Source organism: Anaerobacillus sp. ABA4_114 (genome assembly GCF_056159065.1).
Map to the genome: position 1 here is coordinate 3,273,952 of NZ_JBSWUM010000001.1, position 20,505 is coordinate 3,294,456.

Consider the following 20,505-nt stretch of genomic DNA (forward strand, 5'->3'; position numbering starts at 1 on the left):
TTCCTCAGATGTGTAGATGGTGCTATGTGCAATTTAATCCACGAAGCGCATGCTGAACACTCGCCACAGTCTTTAAGTTGCCAATTTCTAACCCTTTATCCACTGCTTTATATACGAGCTCTGGCCGAAACCCTGTATATGTGATAGACACACCGAGAAGTTCGATCACATCGTTCATTTTAAATAAAAACTCGGCGACCCGCTCGTTGATCGTATAGACACCAGATACATCGATGATCAGATGATCTAACTTTTTTTGGTGTACTTTGCTTGGGATATGATCTAAAACGTGGGCGATTCGCTCTTCATCGATCGACCCGATAAGTGGGAGCACAGCGATGCCATCGAACACCGGAACGATTGGCATGCCGATTTCGTTGTATATTCTTTTATACTTCCGCTCAGCATCTTTACGTGTCGTGATGTTTCGGATGATCGTTTGAATTGCTGCAACATCCCCATATACGACCGAGTGACAGTATAACTCAACTTCGACAACCGTTCCGTCCTGCTTGAAGATCTCAGTTTCGATGGTTTCACTGATCTGCTTATCAATGGTCAATTTACGTATCTGGTCTTTTACAAACCCTCTTTGATCTGGCTTAAAGAATTCCACGATATCTAGACCGATGATCGAATCTCTCGTGCCATTGAGTAAGTCTATTCCTGACTGATTAATATAAAGTATTTCGTGATTTGAATGAATGACAGTCGCTTCGTTCGAGTACTCCAAGATTTGATTATAAACGAGTTCTTTTTGGACACCTGTTATGTTCCGAATGGCAGAATGTTGTTCCATATACCTCCTCCTTCTACAAGATCTCGCGAACGGCTACGGCTAAGAAGGTATCTAAATTGATTCATACAAGCAGACCGGTAACAAACCTTATTAACAACTCATTCGTCTTTGCTCGTCAAAAATCCTTTATTCTACAAAAATCTAGCGCTTTTTCCTGATGAGAAGTGAAATTCAGTCGAATGTTTGAATAACTTTTCCCTTTCCATTACGTGCGGTCACTTTTGCAAGAGCACCGTTTATCAATGTGAGCTGTGGAGGAACATGACCACAGTCGATATCGTAAACCACAGGCACTCCGATTTCTTCCGCAAGCTGTTCATACACATCTTCAATGACATACCCATTCACTTGTTGATTCGCTGCACTCCTCCCAAACAAAATACCTGAGCAATGATCGAACCACCCTACTAGTTTCATTTGAACTAGCGACCGTCTTACACTCGTTGTATTCAAATCACAGTTTTCGAAATACCAGAGGATTGGCTCATCTGAATGCGTTTCTCTAAATGACGCTACATCGCCATATGGCGTGCCGACGAGATGTGTGAGGATGTCGAGGCACCCTCCAAGCAACCGTCCTTCTATCGAAACATTGTCTTCCGTTGATTTCCATTCAGTCTGTTCAGTCAAATGAAAGACACATGGAGATGGATTTTCGTGGTCCCATTCCTTCTGGTAGGCTTCAGAAGAATGTTGGTCGACCGTTTCACCTTTTTTCGTTTTTAAAACGGATTCCCACATTGCAGTTGTCGCGTCTTGATAGTCACCTCTTAAATCGATCAAGTTTGTTCCATGAGCTGTCGCAATACCTGTTTTCAACGTGATGGAAAACAACAGCGCACTAACGTCTGAATAGCCGAGAATCCATTTCGGTTTGATGTTTTCAAATTCAATATGCTCGAGAATTTCGATCAATAGCTCTCCGCCCCAAGGCGGCACGATGAGGTCGATCTCCTCATCCTGCATCAGTCTATTAAATTCATCCGCTCGCACCTTCGCACTTGCTGACTTTGCCTTTTTCTGAGTCCAGACTGTCTCGCCACAGGAAATGTCATACCCTTTTGCTTCTACTTTATCAATAGCTTCACGAAGAATCTTATGTAAGCTTTCTGGTACTCCAGAAGATGGAGCGGTCACTCCAATCTTTGCGCTATTTTTTAAGGTTGGATACTGAATCATGATGCATCTTCCTCACTATTTGGTTTTGTGCATTCAATCATCTTCTATAAACAGCACTCGTTTCCTTCCGCTACATAAAAAGAGTGTGGACGCATCCACACTCTAAGCGATTACTTTTCTTCAATCATCGTTAAATATTCTTTCACGACTTCATAAACATATTCCTGATTTGCTTCTGCGGTTTCAGGGTTATACGCACCGTCGTTTACTTTGTTGTTGGAAAGTACGCGGATGCCAAGAAAAGGAACATCATACGCTTTTGCAATCTGTGCGCCAGCCGCACCTTCCATCTCTTCTACTGAAGATCCGAAATTCTCATGAAACCAATTGATGCGATCCACTTCATTGTTCCATACATCTGCTGAACCGATCGTACCATCGACAATCTTTCCTTTTGTGTAGGTATCTTTTACCGCATGAGCAGCCTTTAGTAACGTTTTGTCACCTTCAAAATAACGGATGTTTTCTGCATCAGGATCTTCTCCCGCACTTCCTTCTGATGCCATCAAGTCCATCGGAATCCACTCTTTCGGTGAAATGCCTTCCCCTTCATCTTTGTTCGGTGTTTTCAATGAACCGAGATTGACAGTTCGTTCACCTAGAACGATATCGAAGACGTGAAGATCTGGATCATGCCCACCCGAAGTACCTTGGTTGATAATAGCGATCGGGTCATACTTTTCGATCGCTACAGCCGTTGCAGCCGCAGTATTCTCCATTCCTTTACCTGTCTTCGTGACGATCACAGGGTAACCGTCCAATGTTCCTTTATAAAACACAAATGAACCAGACTTTTCTTCTTTCACATCACTTAACTTACTAGCAAACTTCTCAGCTTCAATCGGCATTGGCCCTTGAACGATGAGAGGCTGCTTTTCATTCTCCTTAGCTGCTTCAGCCTCACTTTTCGTGGAAGAACTGCATCCTGCCATTACAGAAAGTACTAGTAAGGAAACCATTGCGATCGCCATGTATCTTGCTTCTATTCTACGTTTCAATTGAAAACTCCCCTTTGTTGTTCGAATGATATTGTCTTCTCCACTACTTCTACTGTGCTCCCCTCTAAGATGTTTGATGCACCGTTTTCTCCACAGAAAAAGGCCTAGAAATGTAGAGTGACATCTACCTTCTAGACCAACAAAGTCAAAGTATCAACAATAGAAATAACCATAGCAAAAAGAAACGGCTAGTACCGGCATATACTTTAACTCGTAGTCTAGTTCGTTTACGGGAACCAGGTAGAGACACTCAGACCATATTACTGAGGATATACGAGCAATGCTTTTAAGTTGTTTACTGTGTAACTATATCAAAGGAACGATAGGAACACAACCAAAAAACGAACATTAAATGAAAATAATCATTTAATGTTCGTTTAAATAACGATAGACAATTCTCATTCTTCTAGCCTATCAAGGACTAATTCTTTTATTTCAAGCATTTCTTCATCCTCTGGCCTGATCTCTAAATAAGCATTTACTTCTTCTAAAACTTTTTCATCCTGACCTTTATCGGAGTATATGTACATCTTGTTTAAATGAATTTCTGCTACAGGTATATTGTCATTTTCTATCGACTCATACACCTCTAGTGCTTCATCAAGCTGACCCGCTTCTTGTAATTCATATGCTTCAGTGAACTTTGGCTCCATGTAGGAAAAGTACACTTCTTCTTCTACAAACACGATTGAGAAAGAATAGATGAAGACGATTAGTACAAAAAGAATAGCTCTAAGCCAACTTACGCCCCCCTGCTTCCTTATGGCTGCCAAGCGTTCTTCACGATCAGGGTATTTTTCTTTCAATTTCTTTACTTGTTTAAGTACAAAATCAAAATACACTTTATTTGATAAGAGAGCGAACGCTATAAATATAGGTCCCATACTTGTACCCGAAATCGTCTTCTTAAAGTAAAGGATGGACAAAACATCGATCAAGACGATAACACCTAGTAACGAATAGGCATAAATGTTCATCTTACGGAATGCAAACCAAAACAGATTAAAAAGGAACGACGCCCAGTTCCATGAAATCTGCGACTTTTTGTTTGATAATTTGCTCCACTTCTTTTCGTAAACGTCTGATCTCTTTCCCGTATACTCAAGCACTTCTTCACGTAATTCTTCATCAAGGCTTTCAAACTTTATGTCTTTATCCTTTTTCTTCAACACACTTTTCCCCCGATCCAACTAGTTAACATACTTAAGGATACGTTAACAATTAGGAAGGGACAACCAATTTTACAAAAGTAAGTGAATCAAAAAGCCCATCACTTACTTTCATCACACCTTAAAAAAACAGTGACCACCATCATGGTGATCATTACCAATCGAAATCTTTCATCTTCTTTTTTATTCATAAATGACTTCCTAAGATTCGGAAGTCACTTGTTTCGTATGCTTTTTCTTATGAAATAGATTCCAAGTATCGCGATTCCAAGTATAGGAAGAATTGCGATGAGAAAAATACTTACTGCCCCCATCCCCAACTTCATTACCTCCTCTCAACCGACCGTTGCTTGTTGTAAATCTCTAATACTTCTAGTACGAACAATTCATCATACCCTGTCCGTTTATGTATTCTAGCAGTCCATTCTTCGATACTAGTTAGGTCTCGCTCGTTATATAACCCCTCTGTCGTACTCATAAAACTACTCCAGTTATAAAACTCCCAATGAGCTGTCTCTTCTTTAAACGGGACCCTACACTCAAGTAATGGTTCAGGTTTTATGAGGTGTTGGGAATGCTCTGCTGCACGTTTAAACTCTCCCATCTCTACCACCCTCGTATCATAAACCTGTTTTGAAACCTTGCCATTCGGTCTCTCGTAAAGAACAGTAAGCTGCTCATCATGAGAGCTCACCTGAATGCGCGCCCCTGGAAAAAAGCCATCAAGCTTTTCATTTGAATAATCCTCACATTCCGAGTCGATTAAGACTGGCTGTATCCATTGATCCCCAAGGTCACATAAATAGCGCCTCCCTCTTTCATCTACCGAAACGACAGCAACATGAGCATCTTCTGTATGTAAATCGTGTCCGATCGGATAGGCTTTCACACCACTACTTTTGAACTCATCGAGCAACCAGTACGCGAGATCAAAGCAATTACCTGTAATGCCATATTGCGCTCGATGTTCTTTCATCAAAGCGACTTCTCGCTGCTTTTTCTGCGCTTTATCGAAATACCACGCTTTTGTAAGTGTCTCCATTGGAAAGTCATCAAACGTTTCCCAGACGGTCATAATCTGTTCTGGCGCAATCATCGTTATCCCCCTTATTTTGTGCTAATCCATTATTTCCATAAAAGAGCGTGTTCACCTCTTTTGTCGGTCACGGTCATACGTTTCTGCTTCGTCGAGATGATCGTCCGTCAGGTCATACCCGAGTTCATCGGAGTGACGATCAGGATGCCCAAGCCGATAAGAGTATCGATGGTAACGGATCTGCCTGCATACCAGGGCGATAAAACAACCTATTAGCGCGATGATTGTTACAGGTTCATAGCTTACTAAAAGCGATATCATTAAGATGAGAGCTGACGGCAAACCTATCATGTATTGGATCTTTTTTAAGTACCCCACTGGTAAAAACACCCTTTCTTATTACTTGTACGTTTTTCCCATTTAAATGTTTCACAAGGTGTCTTCATTTCCAACCAACTGAAAGCTATACTAATAGGTAGAAAACGCTTTTAGCAGTCAGGAGAGAATGCCAATGAATCTAACATATGACGAGATCAGTCCTGAAGAAATCGAGTGCTGTCGAGAAATTTGTAACGAGCTGATGGTTTTCCAAAAATCAAAAGCGCACATCACCCCGGAATTATTCGATGACATGAGCTTTGAAACACGATTGGTTCCATCTGTGGAGAAAGCGGAGAAAAATTACATTGTCGTTGTAAAAGACGAAGAGGAGATCATAGGATATGTGTACTCAAACATTTCACGTAAAGAAGCGTATGATAATGACTTTGCAACTTTCTTTGATCTATCGTCAGTACGTGGAGAATTTGTAGGTTGCTTATCTCAATTTTACATAAAAGATGGTTACCGACAGTATGGGGTTGGTTCTAAGCTTTTCAACATGTCGATGGAATGGCTGCGGAATGAAAAAGATGTTCAAGATCATTTTATCTTCGTATCGAACGGCAATCAAAATGCGCTAGACTTTTATCAGCGAAAAGGCTTTTTCATCAGTCACGATATCCTCGATGGATTTATTACCGTGTTACGGAATAATAAGACGGCAGTATAAAAATGATAGAGAAAAGCCACGCTTCGATCCATAGCTGCGCGGCTTTTTCATTCTAAACGATTTCGTTATCGTGTCACTCTACCTATTCTTCAACCACTTTCGCTACAATTTTCCCAGTAACGTGACGTTCTGAGAGCTTTACGAGTGCTTCTGGTACTTCCTCTAATGAGATGACATGCTTAACCGTTGGATCAACATGGCCACCGAGTACGAGGTTCACCATTTCGTCTCCCATTCTAGCGAGATCTGCTTGTTCTTTCTTATTGTTTGAAGCATATACACCACCGAGTGCAATCTGGTGGAACGAGAGAGGGCGTGTAAAGGAAACGCCTCGAGAAAACTCAGGTACACCTGCGATATAGGCGATTTGCCCGTTGAACGTAAGAGCATCGAGAGATTTCGTTGCATTGTCTGCGCTCACCGCGTCGAGCACAGCGTCGATCCCAACACCGTCAGTAAGCTCCAAGCATTTTTCCACGAAATCTTCTTCCTTATAATCGATCACATAGTCCGCGCCTAGCTGCCTCACATACTCATGGTTGCTTTTTGAAGCAGTTGTGATGACGGTTAATCCCATATACTTCGCCATTTGAATTGCAAATCCGCCTACGCCACCAGCTCCAGCATGAATGAGGATGCTTTGACCTTTTTCAATGTGAAGCTTCCTGAAAATGGATTGATACGCTGTGTATCCAGCGGTAGGAAGCGCTGCTGCGTCTTCAAACGAGATCGCATCAGGAAGTCTTGAGATCGTATGAGCAGTCGTAATGGCATATTCTGCGAAGACACCCTTCTTCGTCAGATCACCATGGTAAACCACACGGTCTCCTTTCTTCCACTCCGTCACATCTTCACCTACTTCGTCGATGACCCCAGCACCATCAAGACCTAAGATATGTGGATATTCCCAGTTTGGATTCCCGTTCGTTGCAGTTTTATAATCCACTGGATTCAATCCAGCAGCATGAATCTTGACGAGGACTTCACCTTTTCCCGGTTTTGGTGTTTGGATCTCCTCCTCCACCGTCATGCTATCCCACTCGCCTTTTTCTTGAAGCAGTAACGCTTTCATGTATGAATCCTCCTTTTAGTAACATGCCTTTTTATTTCAGCTTAAAGTATAGGCTTTATAGAAGGTTTTTAAAAATATCTTGCTTCGAGCACGCGGGAACCTTAGCGCATAAAAAAGCGAGGAATCGATTACCGATTCCCCTTCTCTAACGAACGTTTTTATTGAACGATCTTCAACCCATTTGATCTGTGATCAGCATGTGGCCAGGCGCGTGCGTGATCATAATCTCAGGTTTTGCGTTTAAGCCGACATACTGCGGTGTTACTCCACATGCCCAGAACACCGGGATTCGCTCTTCCGAATCAAAAGGCGTATACTCCCCGTAGTCTGGATTTTCAAAATCATGAATACCAATTTCAGAAGGGTCGCCGATATGAACCGGAGCACCGTGTGCATCAGGAAATTCTGCCGTGATGCGCACCGCTTCGTCGAGCTCTTCCTTCTTGATCGCTCTCATGCTGACGACCATTCCTCCAGAGAAACGGCCTGCCTCTTTACATGCGATCGAGGTCTGGTACATTGGAACAACTTTCTTCATCTCTTGATGCAATAAGCTGATTCCTGCTTCCGCCAGAGCTTTCTCGAACGTAAAACTACATCCGAGTAAAAATGTTACGAAGTCGTCACTCCAGTACTCCTTTAAGTTTAGCGTCTCCTCTTTCAATGTTCCATTTTGATAGACTCGGTATTTTGGAAGGTCAGTCCGAATATCTGCATCAGCAACATTCGGTTTTACCTGACCTGCTTCTAGCACATCTACTAATGGACAAGGCTTCGGATTTCGTTCGCAAAACTTAAGAAAGTCCGATGCGTATTCCTTAGGAAGTGTGATCATGTTTGCTTGTAAATACCCATCACACATGCCTGAAGTCGTCCCTTGATCCGTTTGATCTCTAAATCTTAGACGTTGTTCACTTGGTTTTAACATCGAGCTCACCTTCCTTTAAAGCTCATGAATTTCAAGAAACTTTGTATTAAAGTCACCTTCTACAAACTTTTCATGGTTTAATAGCTTCTGATGAAATGGAATCGTCGTCTTGATTCCTTTAATTTTAAATTCACTTAGTGCTCGCTTCATCCGCTGCATCGCTTCTTCACGTGTTGCACCATATGTGATAAGCTTCGCAACCATCGAATCGTAAAAAGGCGGGATGACATAGCCTGAATACATAGCTGAGTCAACGCGAACCCCAAAACCGCCAGGAGGCAAATAGGTCTCTACCTTTCCTGCAGAAGGCATAAAGTCACGATCTGGATCTTCTGCATTGATTCTACACTCCATCGACCAGCCTGTAAGGGCGATATCATCCTGCGTAATCGGTAACACTTCGCCGTTCGCAACCTTGATCATTTCTTTGATCAAGTCCACTCCCGTGACCATTTCCGTTACCGGATGCTCCACCTGAATACGTGTGTTCATTTCCATAAAGTAATACTTGCCGTCTTCATCATAAATAAATTCGACGGTGCCTGCACCTGAATAATTTACTGCCTTGGCAGCGCGAACGGCTGCTTCACCCATCTCGTTTCGAATCGACTTATCAAGCGCTGGGGACGGCGTTTCTTCTACAAGCTTTTGCATACGCCTTTGGATTGAACAATCACGCTCACCGAGATGAACGACGTTCCCGTGGTTATCTGCAAGAATTTGAATTTCAATATGACGGAAGTTTTCGATGAACTTCTCTATGTAGACACCCGGGTTTCCAAACGCTTTTGCCGCTTCCTGCTGGGTCACATTGATGGCTTTAAGTAACTCCGCTTCCTCTCTTACGACACGGATGCCCTTTCCGCCACCACCTGCAGTTGCTTTAATAATAACGGGATAGCCCATCTCAGCTGCAAGGTCAACGGCTTGTTCGTTGTTTTCAATAATGCCGTTCGAACCTGGTACGACAGGGACACCTGCTGATCTCATCGTTTCTCTCGCAACATCTTTTGTTCCCATCTGATTGATCGCTTTACTACTCGGTCCAATAAACGTGATGTTATTGTCTTCGCAGATTTCTGCGAACGCTGCATTCTCCGATAAAAATCCGTAACCTGGGTGAATGGCGTCAACACCGCCGTTGATCGCTGCGGTCATGATGTTTGCCATATTCAAGTAGCTATCTTTCGAATAAGTCGGACCGATACAATAGCTTTCATCCGCTAGTTCCACATGAAGAGCGTCACGATCAGCCTCTGAATAGACTGCAACCGCTTCTAGGTCAAGTTCGTGACACGCACGTATGATCCGTACAGCAATTTCTCCACGATTTGCGACTAGTACTTTTTTAATCCCCATCTATGCTCTCTCCTATTCTGGTTTTACTTTGAATAGTGGCTGTCCGAACTCCACAAGGTCGCCATTGTTCGCAATGATCTCAACAACTTCGCCATCCACATCAGCGTGAACATCGTTGAACATCTTCATCGCTTCTAACACACATACGACCGTATCTTCTCGTACGGTATCTCCTACTTGAACAAACACATCTTCTTCAGGAGAAGGAGACGTGTAGAACATACCGACCATTGGAGCCGTTACGGTATGAACATCGCTATCTGACTGTGCCTGAACTCGTTCTTCATTACGATCGGATGACGGTTCTTTCCTTGTCGTTGGCTTTTCTTCTTTCTTTTCCACTACACCGCTCTCTGACGTACCATAAGGATTTTGATTTTTCACTTTTACAACGAGCCCATCTTGCTCGTAGTGCACTTCATCTACGGTTGTTCCGTCCATGTTTTTAATAATATCGATGATTTCTTTTGACTGTAGCATCTAGCATTCTCCTTTATCCCGACACTTTTTCTAACGTTCTCGTAAATCGATCGTGACGTTCATAGATTTCCTGTGCTTCCTCTACTGAGACTTTCTTAAATCGAATCTTGCATCCTGGCATCGCCTGAGCAAGGGTAGGAATATCGCTCGAAATGACCGTCGCGATCCTCGTATACCCTCCTGTTGTTTGGCGATCGGACATCAGGATGATCGGTTCACCGTTTGCAGGAACTTGGATGCCACCGAGTGGGATCGCTTCTGAAATGATATCTGCAGACGTCTTATGTTCAAGCTGAGGTCCCGTGACTCTGTAGCCCATCCGGTCTGATTTCGGTGAAACTTCGTAGGCTGAAGATAAAAAGGTTTCTAAGGCTTCATCCGTAAACGCCTGCTCATGAGGACCCATCACGACGCGAATCTCCATTTCTTTTTCATAAGAAGGGATTTCATCGTAGTGGAGTGTACGTCCACTTTTTCCTTCCATGGTATCAGCTCCCCTTAGAACATCTCCTTTTTCAAGAGATCGTCCTTCAAAGCCGCCGATTCCCGCTTTCAGATACGTTGATTTACTTTCCATCACGAGTGGGACATCGAATCCGCCAGCGACACTTATATACGCTCGTGCTCCTTCCACAGGCTGTCCGAACTGCAGCTTGTCTCCTTCTTTCACTTCAAAGCTCTTCCACATCGCCACTTTCTTACCGTTTACTGTCGGTGAAAGGTTTCCACCACAGATTGCGATCACAGCGTCACTTAAAACATCGAACTTCGGTCCCATAACCGTTACTTCTAGCACACCTTCGTCACCCGAGTTGCCGACTAGAAAATTAGCAATCTTCATTGAAAAAGAATCCATCGCGCCGGCTGCTACGATTCCGTACTGCTGGTAACCAGTTCGACCGTCGTCCTGAATCGTTGTTAGTAGACCAGGCTTTGTTACTTTAAAAAGGTCTTTAGGCATCTGCACTCACTCCAACGGGTTGTATTGTGATTCCTTCACTTTCTAATCGCTGTCTCAACAATTGTACGAAGCGAAGGGCTTCTGGTTCATCACCGTGTACACAGATCGTATCCGCTTCGATCGAAATATCTTCCCCATTCACCGCCTCTACTTTCTGCTCCTTCACCATCCGAATGACACGCTGAACAGCAAGGTCTGCATCGTGTATCATCGCGTTCGGTTCTGATCTAGGAGTTAACGAGCCATCAGGCTTATACGTACGATCCGCGAACACCTCTTGTGCGACCGTTAAACCAGCTTCTTTCCCTGCTTTTGCAAGCTCACTTCCTGCTAATCCAAACAGAATAAGTTCTGGATCGACCGCTTTGACAGCGTTTGCAATCGCTTTGGCAATAGAAGGGTCTTTTCCTGCTTTATTATAAAGTGCACCGTGCGGCTTCACGTGCTGAACGCGTGCTCCGTGTACATTTGCGATACCTTTGATCGCACCGATCTGATACGCAACAAGGTTAAACACTTCATCCGCTGACATGTTCATATCTCGGCGACCGAAACCTCCAAGATCAGGAAAGCCTGGATGTGCGCCGATCCCGACTTCGAGTAGATGAGCAAGTTCAATGGTTCTCATCATGACGTTGTGATCTCCTGCATGGTAGCCGCATGCGATGTTCGCTGAAGAGATAAATTTCAGCACATTCTCATCGTTCCCAATCGTATATGCTCCAAAGCTTTCGCCTAAATCACTATTCAAATCAACTGTCCTCATGATGTGACCCCCACCTTCTTTTCCTCTGTTTCTACTACATACTCTCCACGTTGTACGGCTTCTTCTATTTCCTCGTATTCTTCTTTAGTGATCGACACGAAGCGTAAGTAGTGCCCTGACTCTAGTAAGATTGGAGACTCACTTTCAGGGTCATAGAGTTTCACTGGCGTTCTCCCGATGATCTGCCATCCTCCTGGAGACTGAAGCGGATAAATACCCGTTTGAGATCCTGCGATTCCTACAGACCCTGGTGCGATAGCAGCACGAGGATTTTCTCGTCTAGGCGTTGCGATCTCTCCAGGCATACCGCCTAAATAAGGGAAGCCTGGCACAAATCCCATCATGTAGATGAGATAATCTTTTCCTGAATGACTTTCGATGACTTCTTCTTCTGTTCGACCATTGTGTTCTGCAACGAATGAGAGATCTTCACCCCCGTAATACGTTGGGATGATATAAACAAGAGAAGCAGATTCTGCTTCTCTTCCTTGTTGTTTTTCACTGATCTCTTCTAGCTTCATTCGTAATGAACCGTATGAAAGTTTCGTAGGAAGATAATAAACCGTTAATGTTGTGTAGGCTGGCACCCACTCAACAACACCGTCGATCGGATGATCTGTTAAATAATCCGCAAACATTCTTATCTTCTGATTCGTTTCTTCCGTTATTTCGGAACCGAATACAAGCTGAATGCCCGTATCCCCGAGTGGATGATAATCAAGTTTCACGCATGTTCCTCCTATCGATTAAGCAAAGAGTTGTGGAATTTTATCAATAAGCGTCACGATCGCTAAATATGCTGTGATCAAGAAGACAAAGCCTCCGAAGATCGTTAACCATAGTGGATGCTTGTAATCACCTACGATCGATTTCTTGTACGCTGCGATGAGAAGTGTTCCAAGTGCTACAGGTAAAATCAATCCGTTGAATGCACCTGCAAGAATGAGTAATAGAACTGGCTTTCCGATGAATGCAAAGATAATCGTCGAAACGGCGATAAATCCGATCGTTACGCCTGAATGATGCTTATCGACTTTTTTAGAAAGTGTTCTTAAGAATGACACGGACGTGTATGCTGCACCAACAACTGACGTGATTCCAGCTGCCCAAAGGACGATACCAAACATCTTATACCCGATTGCGCCCGCTGCATGTTGGAAAACAGAAGCAGGTGGGTTCGCTGGATCAAGTGCAAAACCAGCTGTTACGACGCCTAGTACGGCGAGGAATAGAAATACTCGCATGATCGATGCGATCAAGATACCTGAGACAGAGCTTTTCGTTACCTGGTGAAGGTTTTCTTTCCCCGAAATCCCAGCATCAAGAAGTCTGTGACCACCAGCAAACGTAATATAACCACCGACCGTTCCACCTACTAACGTGATGATGGCAAACACATCGATCGTGGTCGGCGCGAACGTATGAACAACAGCGTCGCCAACCGGTGGATTACTTTGGAACGCGACATAAAGTGTAAGCAGAATCATAACGCCACCTAGTAGACGTGCGATCTTATCCATCGCGATTCCCGCTTCTTTCGATAAGAAGATTCCGATCGTGATGACACCCGTGATCGCTGCTCCGATACGTGGATCGATTCCGAACAAGACGTTCATTCCGAGTCCAGCACCACCAACGTTACCGATATTAAAAGCAAGTCCTCCTAGCGCAACTGCAAATGCTAAGAAGTAACCGAGTCCCGGTAGAACCATATTCGCAATATCTTGTCCTTTTCGTTTCGATACTGCGATGATTCGCCAGATGTTCGCCTGAACACCAATATCAAGAATGATCGACATTAAGATAACAAAGCCAAAGCTTGCGAGTAGCTGTTCTGTAAACACAGCCGTTTGTGTTAGAAATCCTGGACCGATTGCTGATGAACCCATCAGGAATGCGGCACCAAGAATGACTCCCCACTTGCTTTTCGTTGGACGATTTTGTTCTAAATCTACTGTTTCAAGGGGCTGTTCTTTTTTAATACCCATCGTCTTCCTCCTTCAAAAACACGAATCATCTGTCGAATGAATCGCTACGATTTTTCTCTTATCTCTACCTTATCACGTAATTTTCTGATAGTTTTATAAGATTCCGCACAAAAAAACCGCCCGATGTGGGCGGTTTCGCTCATGTGATTTCGTATTTTTCAATTCGTCTTTGAAGGGCATAACGACTGATCCCTAGTAGTTTCGCTGCTTGCGTAATATTCCATTTCGAATCCTGAATTGCTTTTTCGATATACTTCTTTTCGATGCTCTCGATGTGATCCTCAAGTGAAAAGGCGTCTTCAAACACAACATCATCGATCGTTTTTGATCCCTCTACATGACCTTCAACAGGATTTAAGAAATCGAAATGTGTGGCAGCTAGCTCCTTTTCCTGATGTAAGATCGCAATTCGCTCGATCGTATTCTTAAGTTCTCTCACGTTTCCAGGCCAATCATAGTTTAACAACCGCTTTTTTGCATCTGCCCGTAATGTTGGGGTATCCTTCCTCATCTGCTGACAAAACTCATTCAAGAAATGGTCAGTCAGCATAATGACGTCCTCATCTCGCTCACGAAGCGGAGTTAATTTGATCGGCACCACGTTCAACCGATAATAGAGATCAGACCGGAACTCTTTCTCTTGAATCATTTCTTCAAGAGAGCGGTTCGTAGCAGCAATAATCCTAACATCTACCTCAAGGTCATGCACACTACCGACGCGCTTAATTCGTTTATCCTCTAGAAATCGTAAAAGCTTTACTTGTATATCGAGCGAAAGATCTCCGATTTCATCTAAAAATAACGTACCACCATCAGCCCACTCGACTAAACCGACTTTACCATTCGACTGGTCTCTGACACTGTTTTCTTCTCGGCCAAAAAGTTCGATTTCGATAAGATCAGCAGGAATACTTGCGCAGTTCACGGCGACAAACGGGCCATCGTGGCGTTTACTCTGCTGGTGGATGCTCCTCGCAACGAGTTCTTTTCCCGTTCCCGTCTCACCTCTTATTAAAACCGTCGTATCGTTGCTTTCTGCAATCAACGAAATCTTCCCTTTCAACTCGTTCATCTGATCACTTTCACCGATCATTTGAACGAGCTTCGTACGCCGCTCTTCTTCACGGTAACGCTCGACTTCTTTCTCAAGATGCTGCTGCTTGCTCCACTTCTCCAGCGTAATTTTCAACTCTTCTAACTCAAATGGCTTCGTTAAGTAATCGAACGCGCCTTCCTTAATTGCTCTTACAGCCGTTTTCGCATCACCATAAGCAGTCAGCATCATAACCGCCATCAGCGGATACCGCTCTTTGAATTCATGCAGCGCGTCGAGTCCGTTTCCATCAGGCAAGCGTATATCTAACAGCAGCACCTGTGGGTTAAACGCTTCGAGCAGCTCCCAGCCGTCTTCAAGTGAAGATGCTGAACGAACTTCATAGCCTTCATCTTCAAGAAACATTTGCAGCGTAAGCCTAAGCGTTGTCTCGTCATCAACGATTCCAATCTTCACTGCCATTTACTCTTCCTCCTTCCTTGTCGGGAATGTTATGGAAAAAGTCGTTCCTTTCCCTGGCGTACTTCTTACATCGATCTCGCCGTTGTTTTGCACAACAAGCTGGTGTACGATCGATAGCCCGAGTCCAGTCCCTTCAGACCTCGTTGTATAAAATGGATCGAAAATTTTATCCAGCATGCTATCTTCCATGCCAACTCCTGTATCTGATACGTAAATCGTCCGCTTATCCCCAGTTGTTCCACTAGAAAGCGTTAATTCTCCACCTTCTGGCATCGCATTAATTCCATTAATGATCAAGTTGAGTAGGATTTGACGAAGATGGTCTCGATCGACCAAAATACTATATCCATTTTCACTATGATGCAATGTTACGTTTTTCTCACTCGCCATTCCTTCCATCAATAACACGAGTGAGCGCATTGTTTCATCCACCTTGATAAATGACGGGTTAGAATCAAGCGGTCTTGAGAACTGAAGGATATTCGTTATAATCTTGTTCACCCGGTCGATGTCGATCAGCATGTTTTCAGTTAACGCTAGCTCATCCTTGCCAAGCTCCAACCTGCGAATAAGGAGCTGGGTCGTTGTTCTGATCCCTGCGAGTGGATTACGAATCTCGTGTGCTATTCCTGATGCCATTTCACCTAACGATGCTAAGCGGGACATCCGTTCAACGCGTTGTTCAAGCTTTCTTCGATTCGTAATATCTTCGAACGTAATGATCGAGCGATTTCGCTCAGTTCCTTTAATCACTCTATAGTTTACCGCATAATACACCTTTTCTTCATTATATTTATGATTCCATATTTCTTCTTTTCTCTTCGTCGTCTCATGAACAGTAAGACGTCTAACACGCTGTTCCAATGAAGGATCATCATCCATCATCCGCTGTGCAGCCTCATTATAAACGGAATCTGATCCTTCGACGAGAAGAACCATTCCCACATGCACACTATTTAAGATCGTTTCGTTCAGCTTTTTAATCTTCTCGATCTGTCCATTTCGTTTATCTAGCGTTTGGACCATATCTTGTAACGAATTTGAGAGAACGCCGATTTCATCTTTACGATTCGTTTTAATATCCGGCTCTTTCCCTCTATCTCCCATTGCAATCCGCTTACAATAAGCAGCAAGGTTTTTGATGGGCTTTGAGAGGTGATAAGAAAAAATGATCGTAAACTGCACGGCGATCACACCCATGAAGATGATGATGAGCAGCGTATATTTTTGAATATCAGGAAGTGAACCTGAATAGAACGAGAACTCGATCGGGAAATAAAGCTTCCACCCCCATTGTTCGAGCTCTTCAGTTATCACCGTTTTTTCGATAACAAAGCTTGATGGCTCACTGTTGCCGTTTAACCACTCTAATTCCTCTGCTTGATAGTCCTTTCCACCTGAGTAGAAATTCCCCTCTTCATCCTCAACATACAATCCTACTTTTTCATCGATCATAACCTTGACTAACGATTTGGCATCACGTTCACTCATGTCGCCATTTTGCACACGTTCATCAAAGATACCAACGTAGCGATCGATGCTCGTTAACGTTTCACTAACCGTTGCCTCTTTCAGCTGTTTCTCTGACTGGTAGCTCGCCCACATCGAGACCGCTCCGATAATAAAACTTGGAAGGAGTACGATGATTAGAAAAGGAACGAGGATCTTCCGTTCAATCGAATTTCTCATCATGCGTACCTCCCTTCCAGAAATAAAGGATACCAGCGATTAAAATCGACGGCAGGACAGGATGATAAACAGGATGAACGTGATCTGGGATTAGGAAAAACGCAAGTACATATGCGAGTGTCCCACCGAATGTGGACAGGACAGCGTTTTGTTTTGATCTAGCCGTATAGAGACCTCCGTACAACGGAAAGAACATCGAGACCGCTATGATCCCCCATACGTGTCCACTAAAGGGAACGATACCTTCAGGAGGTTGAAACGCAATCAACAAGGAAAACGTCGCAAACATGAAAATAACCCAGCGCGTCCATGAAATAACCTGTTGATCGACACTCTTCTTTTTTCGTAGTGGAAGCGTAATATCATATACAAAGCTGCTCGCCATGATTAGAAGCTGTGAGTTAGCCGTTGAAATGGCAGCCGCCACAACGCTGATCAGCAAGATCCCCTTCCATGGTGTTTGCAGCAAGTATGAAATAACGTGAGGGTAGATTTCGTCAGTACTTTCGAATATGACTCCCGGATTTATCATCCGTGAACCGATGCCGATCACAAAGATCGCAAAATAGATGAGCACAAGAAAAATCGCACTCGTTGCGATCATCTTCCACGCAATTTGCTTCGAACGAGCTGATAAGATCCGAACCGCATACTGTGGATTCGCAGCAACGCCTATCCCTAATGCAAAAAATGCGCTCAGAAGCGTCCAAAACGGTAGCCCTTCTTCAGGAAACAGCGCTAAATAGGAATCCCCTCTGGTCGCTCTCACGACGAGATCACTCGTAAATACCTCTAGCCCTCCGATCTCGTTCACCACAAAAAGAGAGCCAAGGATCGTTCCGCCAAGGATGAGATAAAAGTGAAAAATATCCGTACGCGCCACAGAATGCAGCCCTCCGAACGTGGTGTACAACACGAAAAGATAAACAAGAAAGACGCTGACAATATACGGTACTTCCAGCATTTCACTCACAACGATTCCGAATCCTCGGATCTGAATCACGACGTACAATAAATAACTGACGCTCAAGATGATTCCAATCCAAACTTGAAGTAATTTCGAATCGTACCTTACAAGGAAAAACTCAGGTACCGTGACAACGTTATATGTATAAAGTTTTGATGAAATAAAGAGAAGCCCAATAATCCCTAACAACCACGCAACCGCTGTCGTCCATATTACGGAAACGCCACCTTCATAGATCAACCCTGGCAAACCAAGGAGTGACGCTGCACTGAACCAGGTCGCACAAAAGGATGCGACGCTTGGAAATAACGAAAGGTTTCTTCCTGCCAGGAAGTACCCTCTCAGTTCATCCGTTTTATCAAACCCGTGTTTTCCAAGGATTAAAATCGCAATCGTATAAATCAGGAATACACCTAAGTAAAGGAGTTCATCCATCAGAACCCTCCTTTCCATTCTTACCTAAAGCACTTGCTTCATTATATACAAATTCACGTCCTCAAACCATGACGTAACCCACATCCCAAGTATATCCAAACGTATAGCTTCCTCACTTTGTGTTTTCTTCCATAAAAAAAGAGCCACAGATGAAGCGGCTCACAATCTATTGGTCCTTTCTCAATTCTTTTAGGACAGTATTCTCTCTGTGAATCCATCCGTTCGCACTATTAATCTCAAACGCTTCTTCGTTCTGCATGATCGCTTCTTCAAGCGTGACCCAAACTGGGGTGAATTCTTGTTCGGACTCGTAGTCATCTAACCGTTGGGGTGCCAATTCTCCGGGAACTTCGCAAAAATAATAGTGAGAGGTCATTTCGAAAATCGCTCCCTCTTCATAGAGGTCTTCGTTCCGTTCCACAATCGTTCCCGCCTTCTCTCCGATCAAACCGTTCACATATCCTGTTTCCTCTGCAATTTCACGCACGATTGCCTCTGCATGCGTCTCACCCTCTTCAATCCCACCGCCTGGAAACTTATAATCTCCTAAATTTGAATACACGAGGAGAATCCGATCATCTTCTATTAAAATAGCGCGCACGGCCTCTCTGTAGACCATTCGCTCGCCTTTCTCACACCCTAAAACGATACTAAACACGTTCTTCACTCCCTATATTCGTTAAGAATCTGGCAATCGCTTTCTTTGAAGTAAGGTGATAAACCTTCTTCTCCTCAGGAAGACGATTCAGCCTTCGTAAAATCTCTGGACGCTTCTCTTTCGGGTAATTCCAAACCCATTTCAAGAACGTAAGAGAAACCCTTTCCTTACACCCTTCCCCCATATCAGGTCTCGTTCGGTTACGGTATTGAACCGCTCGTTTAAAGACTCGATACGTACAAAGCGCCCTAGGAAGGTCAAGAAAGATGACCGTATCCGCAGCATCAAGACGAATCTCCATCGTCCCTCCGTAGTTCCCATCGCAAATCCATTCGTCTTTTGAAACGATGTTGAGCTGCACATCTCGTTGTTCTTCCTTTGGTACTCCTTCCCAATTCGGCTTCCAAAACAACGCATCCAGATGATAGACATCGATTTGTAGTCGTTCTCCTAATGCTCTTGCTAGCGTCGACTTTCCTGAGCCTCCTGAACCGATTATCGCGATTTTTCTCAAGCTACTCCCCCCAGCACTCTTACCAATTATTTCATAGTACAATAGCTTACTCGTTTAGCCAACCCAACACTCACCTGTTTGAAAGCCTTTATGAGAAGGGTAATGAACCTTACCAACTTATTTACAAAAGGAGCAACCATCGTGATATTTAAGAACATTCATCCATCAAACTATTCAAAAGTCTCCATCGCTCTCATATTAGGTGGTTTTATCACCATAGGAGCAGCATTTTTCTTTTTCTTCTCATTAGCTGAAGATGTTGCGGAGAACGAACAGTTTATGATCGATAAACTTGCGACGCGACTCATCAGTTCGATCGATACCCCCGCACTCAGCGGGATCATGGGAAAGATAACGGAAGCGGGTTCAGTGACCTGGATAACGATCGGGACTGTTCTAACCCTCATTTATTTGCTGTTTATCTCTGATAAAAGCAAGTGGGTTTCATTCTTCTTGTTAGTCAATATGCTTGGAATCAGCGGACTCACAAAAGGTTTAAAGTTATTATTCGAGCGACAAAGACCAGATGTACTCGAGAAGTTTGACGGAACAGGCTTCAGCTTTCCGAGCGGTCACTCGACTGGCGCGATCACGTTTTATGGATTCTTATTTTACTTAATCGTGATTAGCAATCTAAAAAGAAGATGGAAGATTACGATCAACACCATCCTCGGCGTGCTAACCGTTACAGTCGCGCTTAGCCGGATCTTTATCGGCGTTCATTACCTAACCGACATCTTAGCGGGTCTCACACTCGGCCTAGCGTGGTTACTGATCTGTATCATGGCACTCGAACTCATGCTGTGGCGTCAGCGAAGGCATCGAAAAGCAAGACAAAAAAGTAGTTCTGAATTTACGGCATGAAAAAGAGCTTGGGAATCGTCCCAAGCTCTTTATTTTATTTAGCCACTTTTTCCATGTGATATAAGCATTACATAAA

General features: G+C 43.8%; 21 protein-coding genes and 1 riboswitch. Of the genes, 2 read left to right on the top strand and 19 right to left on the bottom strand.

Features of this window, described 5'->3' with window-relative positions; all coding sequences use genetic code 11:
- Window positions 1-22: 22 nt before the first annotated feature.
- The 6 genes from ACXAEY_RS16925 to ACXAEY_RS16950 all read right to left on the bottom strand — a co-directional run bounded on the left by ACXAEY_RS16925 (window position 23) and on the right by ACXAEY_RS16950 (window position 5,559).
- A complete protein-coding gene (locus tag ACXAEY_RS16925; RefSeq protein WP_474813600.1) occupies window positions 23-799 on the bottom strand; it encodes a PAS domain S-box protein in 777 nt (258 codons plus the stop codon).
- A 171-nt stretch (window positions 800-970) separates the two neighbouring features.
- On the bottom strand, window positions 971-1,978 hold the full coding sequence (locus tag ACXAEY_RS16930; RefSeq protein ID WP_474813602.1) for a S66 family peptidase: 1,008 nt from the start codon (window positions 1,976-1,978) through the stop codon (window positions 971-973).
- Window positions 1,979-2,088: 110 nt separating this feature from the next.
- Window positions 2,089-2,949, bottom strand: coding sequence for a 5'-methylthioadenosine/S-adenosylhomocysteine nucleosidase (locus ACXAEY_RS16935; protein WP_442865177.1), 861 nt, complete (start codon window positions 2,947-2,949; stop codon window positions 2,089-2,091).
- 221 nt (window positions 2,950-3,170) lie between these two features.
- A riboswitch (purine riboswitch) is annotated at window positions 3,171-3,273 on the bottom strand.
- A 101-nt stretch (window positions 3,274-3,374) separates the two neighbouring features.
- The gene (locus tag ACXAEY_RS16940; protein ID WP_474813604.1) at window positions 3,375-4,145 is read right to left on the bottom strand and encodes a DUF2628 domain-containing protein; all 771 of its coding nucleotides are present in this window, start codon (window positions 4,143-4,145) and stop codon (window positions 3,375-3,377) included.
- A gap of 325 nt (window positions 4,146-4,470) precedes the next feature.
- Entirely contained in the window at window positions 4,471-5,241 is a 771-nt protein-coding gene (locus ACXAEY_RS16945; protein ID WP_474813606.1) for a hypothetical protein, read from the bottom strand.
- Between the two features lie 51 nt (window positions 5,242-5,292).
- Entirely contained in the window at window positions 5,293-5,559 is a 267-nt protein-coding gene (locus tag ACXAEY_RS16950; RefSeq protein WP_270180868.1) for a hypothetical protein, read from the bottom strand.
- 133 nt (window positions 5,560-5,692) lie between these two features.
- On the opposite strand from ACXAEY_RS16950, the gene ACXAEY_RS16955 reads away from it, so the two are divergent.
- Window positions 5,693-6,232, top strand: coding sequence for a GNAT family N-acetyltransferase (locus ACXAEY_RS16955; protein WP_474813608.1), 540 nt, complete (start codon window positions 5,693-5,695; stop codon window positions 6,230-6,232).
- Between the two features lie 82 nt (window positions 6,233-6,314).
- Here ACXAEY_RS16955 and ACXAEY_RS16960 read toward each other — a convergent pair whose 3' ends face one another.
- From ACXAEY_RS16960 to ACXAEY_RS17020, 13 genes are all read right to left on the bottom strand, one after another.
- Complete coding sequence (locus ACXAEY_RS16960; protein WP_474813610.1) at window positions 6,315-7,304, bottom strand: zinc-binding dehydrogenase; 990 nt, start codon at window positions 7,302-7,304, stop codon at window positions 6,315-6,317.
- Window positions 7,305-7,476: 172 nt separating this feature from the next.
- Window positions 7,477-8,232 (bottom strand): putative hydro-lyase, encoded by a 756-nt coding sequence (locus tag ACXAEY_RS16965; protein ID WP_474813612.1) that lies wholly within the window; start codon window positions 8,230-8,232, stop codon window positions 7,477-7,479.
- 15 nt (window positions 8,233-8,247) lie between these two features.
- Window positions 8,248-9,591, bottom strand: a complete 1,344-nt coding sequence (accC, locus tag ACXAEY_RS16970) for an acetyl-CoA carboxylase biotin carboxylase subunit (RefSeq protein WP_474813614.1) — start codon at window positions 9,589-9,591, stop codon at window positions 8,248-8,250.
- A gap of 12 nt (window positions 9,592-9,603) precedes the next feature.
- Window positions 9,604-10,071, bottom strand: a complete 468-nt coding sequence (accB, locus tag ACXAEY_RS16975) for an acetyl-CoA carboxylase biotin carboxyl carrier protein (RefSeq protein WP_474813616.1) — start codon at window positions 10,069-10,071, stop codon at window positions 9,604-9,606.
- Between the two features lie 13 nt (window positions 10,072-10,084).
- Entirely contained in the window at window positions 10,085-11,032 is a 948-nt protein-coding gene (locus ACXAEY_RS16980; RefSeq protein WP_474813618.1) for a 5-oxoprolinase subunit C family protein, read from the bottom strand.
- Complete coding sequence (locus tag ACXAEY_RS16985; protein ID WP_474813620.1) at window positions 11,025-11,798, bottom strand: LamB/YcsF family protein; 774 nt, start codon at window positions 11,796-11,798, stop codon at window positions 11,025-11,027. Before ACXAEY_RS16985 ends, ACXAEY_RS16980 begins: the two co-directional genes overlap by 8 nt.
- The gene (gene pxpB / locus ACXAEY_RS16990; RefSeq protein WP_474813622.1) at window positions 11,795-12,526 is read right to left on the bottom strand and encodes a 5-oxoprolinase subunit PxpB; all 732 of its coding nucleotides are present in this window, start codon (window positions 12,524-12,526) and stop codon (window positions 11,795-11,797) included. Before pxpB ends, ACXAEY_RS16985 begins: the two co-directional genes overlap by 4 nt.
- An 18-nt stretch (window positions 12,527-12,544) precedes the next feature.
- The gene (locus ACXAEY_RS16995; RefSeq protein ID WP_474813624.1) at window positions 12,545-13,786 is read right to left on the bottom strand and encodes an NRAMP family divalent metal transporter; all 1,242 of its coding nucleotides are present in this window, start codon (window positions 13,784-13,786) and stop codon (window positions 12,545-12,547) included.
- 139 nt (window positions 13,787-13,925) lie between these two features.
- The gene (locus tag ACXAEY_RS17000; protein ID WP_474813626.1) at window positions 13,926-15,302 is read right to left on the bottom strand and encodes a sigma-54-dependent transcriptional regulator; all 1,377 of its coding nucleotides are present in this window, start codon (window positions 15,300-15,302) and stop codon (window positions 13,926-13,928) included.
- Window positions 15,303-16,991 (bottom strand): sensor histidine kinase, encoded by a 1,689-nt coding sequence (locus tag ACXAEY_RS17005; RefSeq protein ID WP_474813628.1) that lies wholly within the window; start codon window positions 16,989-16,991, stop codon window positions 15,303-15,305. It lies immediately after the preceding gene.
- Window positions 16,975-18,393 (bottom strand): sodium:solute symporter family protein, encoded by a 1,419-nt coding sequence (locus tag ACXAEY_RS17010; RefSeq protein WP_474813630.1) that lies wholly within the window; start codon window positions 18,391-18,393, stop codon window positions 16,975-16,977. Before ACXAEY_RS17010 ends, ACXAEY_RS17005 begins: the two co-directional genes overlap by 17 nt.
- A gap of 166 nt (window positions 18,394-18,559) precedes the next feature.
- Window positions 18,560-19,051, bottom strand: coding sequence for an NUDIX hydrolase (locus ACXAEY_RS17015; protein WP_474813632.1), 492 nt, complete (start codon window positions 19,049-19,051; stop codon window positions 18,560-18,562).
- Entirely contained in the window at window positions 19,044-19,565 is a 522-nt protein-coding gene (locus ACXAEY_RS17020) for a DNA topology modulation protein (protein ID WP_270180855.1), read from the bottom strand. Before ACXAEY_RS17020 ends, ACXAEY_RS17015 begins: the two co-directional genes overlap by 8 nt.
- Window positions 19,566-19,667: 102 nt before the next feature.
- Between ACXAEY_RS17020 and ACXAEY_RS17025 the strand changes: the two genes are divergently transcribed.
- Entirely contained in the window at window positions 19,668-20,429 is a 762-nt protein-coding gene (locus tag ACXAEY_RS17025) for a phosphatase PAP2 family protein (RefSeq protein ID WP_474813634.1), read from the top strand.
- Window positions 20,430-20,505 lie beyond the last annotated feature (76 nt).

Excerpts from the sequence above, each read along its gene's own strand:
- ACXAEY_RS16980 (WP_474813618.1), bottom strand. The coding sequence starts at position 11,032 with ATGCCTAAAGACCTTTTTAAAGTAACAAAGCCTGGTCTACTAACAACG.
- ACXAEY_RS17005 (WP_474813628.1), bottom strand. The coding sequence starts at position 16,991 with ATGAGAAATTCGATTGAACGGAAGATCCTCGTTCCTTTTCTAATCATC.
- ACXAEY_RS16995 (WP_474813624.1), bottom strand. The coding sequence starts at position 13,786 with ATGGGTATTAAAAAAGAACAGCCCCTTGAAACAGTAGATTTAGAACAA.
- accC (WP_474813614.1), bottom strand. The coding sequence starts at position 9,591 with ATGGGGATTAAAAAAGTACTAGTCGCAAATCGTGGAGAAATTGCTGTA.
- ACXAEY_RS16945 (WP_474813606.1), bottom strand. The coding sequence starts at position 5,241 with ATGATTGCGCCAGAACAGATTATGACCGTCTGGGAAACGTTTGATGAC.
- ACXAEY_RS16965 (WP_474813612.1), bottom strand. The coding sequence starts at position 8,232 with ATGTTAAAACCAAGTGAACAACGTCTAAGATTTAGAGATCAAACGGAT.
- ACXAEY_RS17025 (WP_474813634.1), top strand. The coding sequence starts at position 19,668 with ATGAACCTTACCAACTTATTTACAAAAGGAGCAACCATCGTGATATTT.
- accB (WP_474813616.1), bottom strand. The coding sequence starts at position 10,071 with ATGCTACAGTCAAAAGAAATCATCGATATTATTAAAAACATGGACGGA.
- ACXAEY_RS16925 (WP_474813600.1), bottom strand. The coding sequence starts at position 799 with ATGGAACAACATTCTGCCATTCGGAACATAACAGGTGTCCAAAAAGAA.
- ACXAEY_RS16985 (WP_474813620.1), bottom strand. The coding sequence starts at position 11,798 with ATGAGGACAGTTGATTTGAATAGTGATTTAGGCGAAAGCTTTGGAGCA.
- ACXAEY_RS17010 (WP_474813630.1), bottom strand. The coding sequence starts at position 18,393 with ATGGATGAACTCCTTTACTTAGGTGTATTCCTGATTTATACGATTGCG.
- ACXAEY_RS16955 (WP_474813608.1), top strand. The coding sequence starts at position 5,693 with ATGAATCTAACATATGACGAGATCAGTCCTGAAGAAATCGAGTGCTGT.
- ACXAEY_RS16935 (WP_442865177.1), bottom strand. The coding sequence starts at position 2,949 with ATGGCGATCGCAATGGTTTCCTTACTAGTACTTTCTGTAATGGCAGGA.
- ACXAEY_RS16960 (WP_474813610.1), bottom strand. The coding sequence starts at position 7,304 with ATGAAAGCGTTACTGCTTCAAGAAAAAGGCGAGTGGGATAGCATGACG.
- ACXAEY_RS16930 (WP_474813602.1), bottom strand. The coding sequence starts at position 1,978 with ATGATTCAGTATCCAACCTTAAAAAATAGCGCAAAGATTGGAGTGACC.
- ACXAEY_RS17000 (WP_474813626.1), bottom strand. The coding sequence starts at position 15,302 with ATGGCAGTGAAGATTGGAATCGTTGATGACGAGACAACGCTTAGGCTT.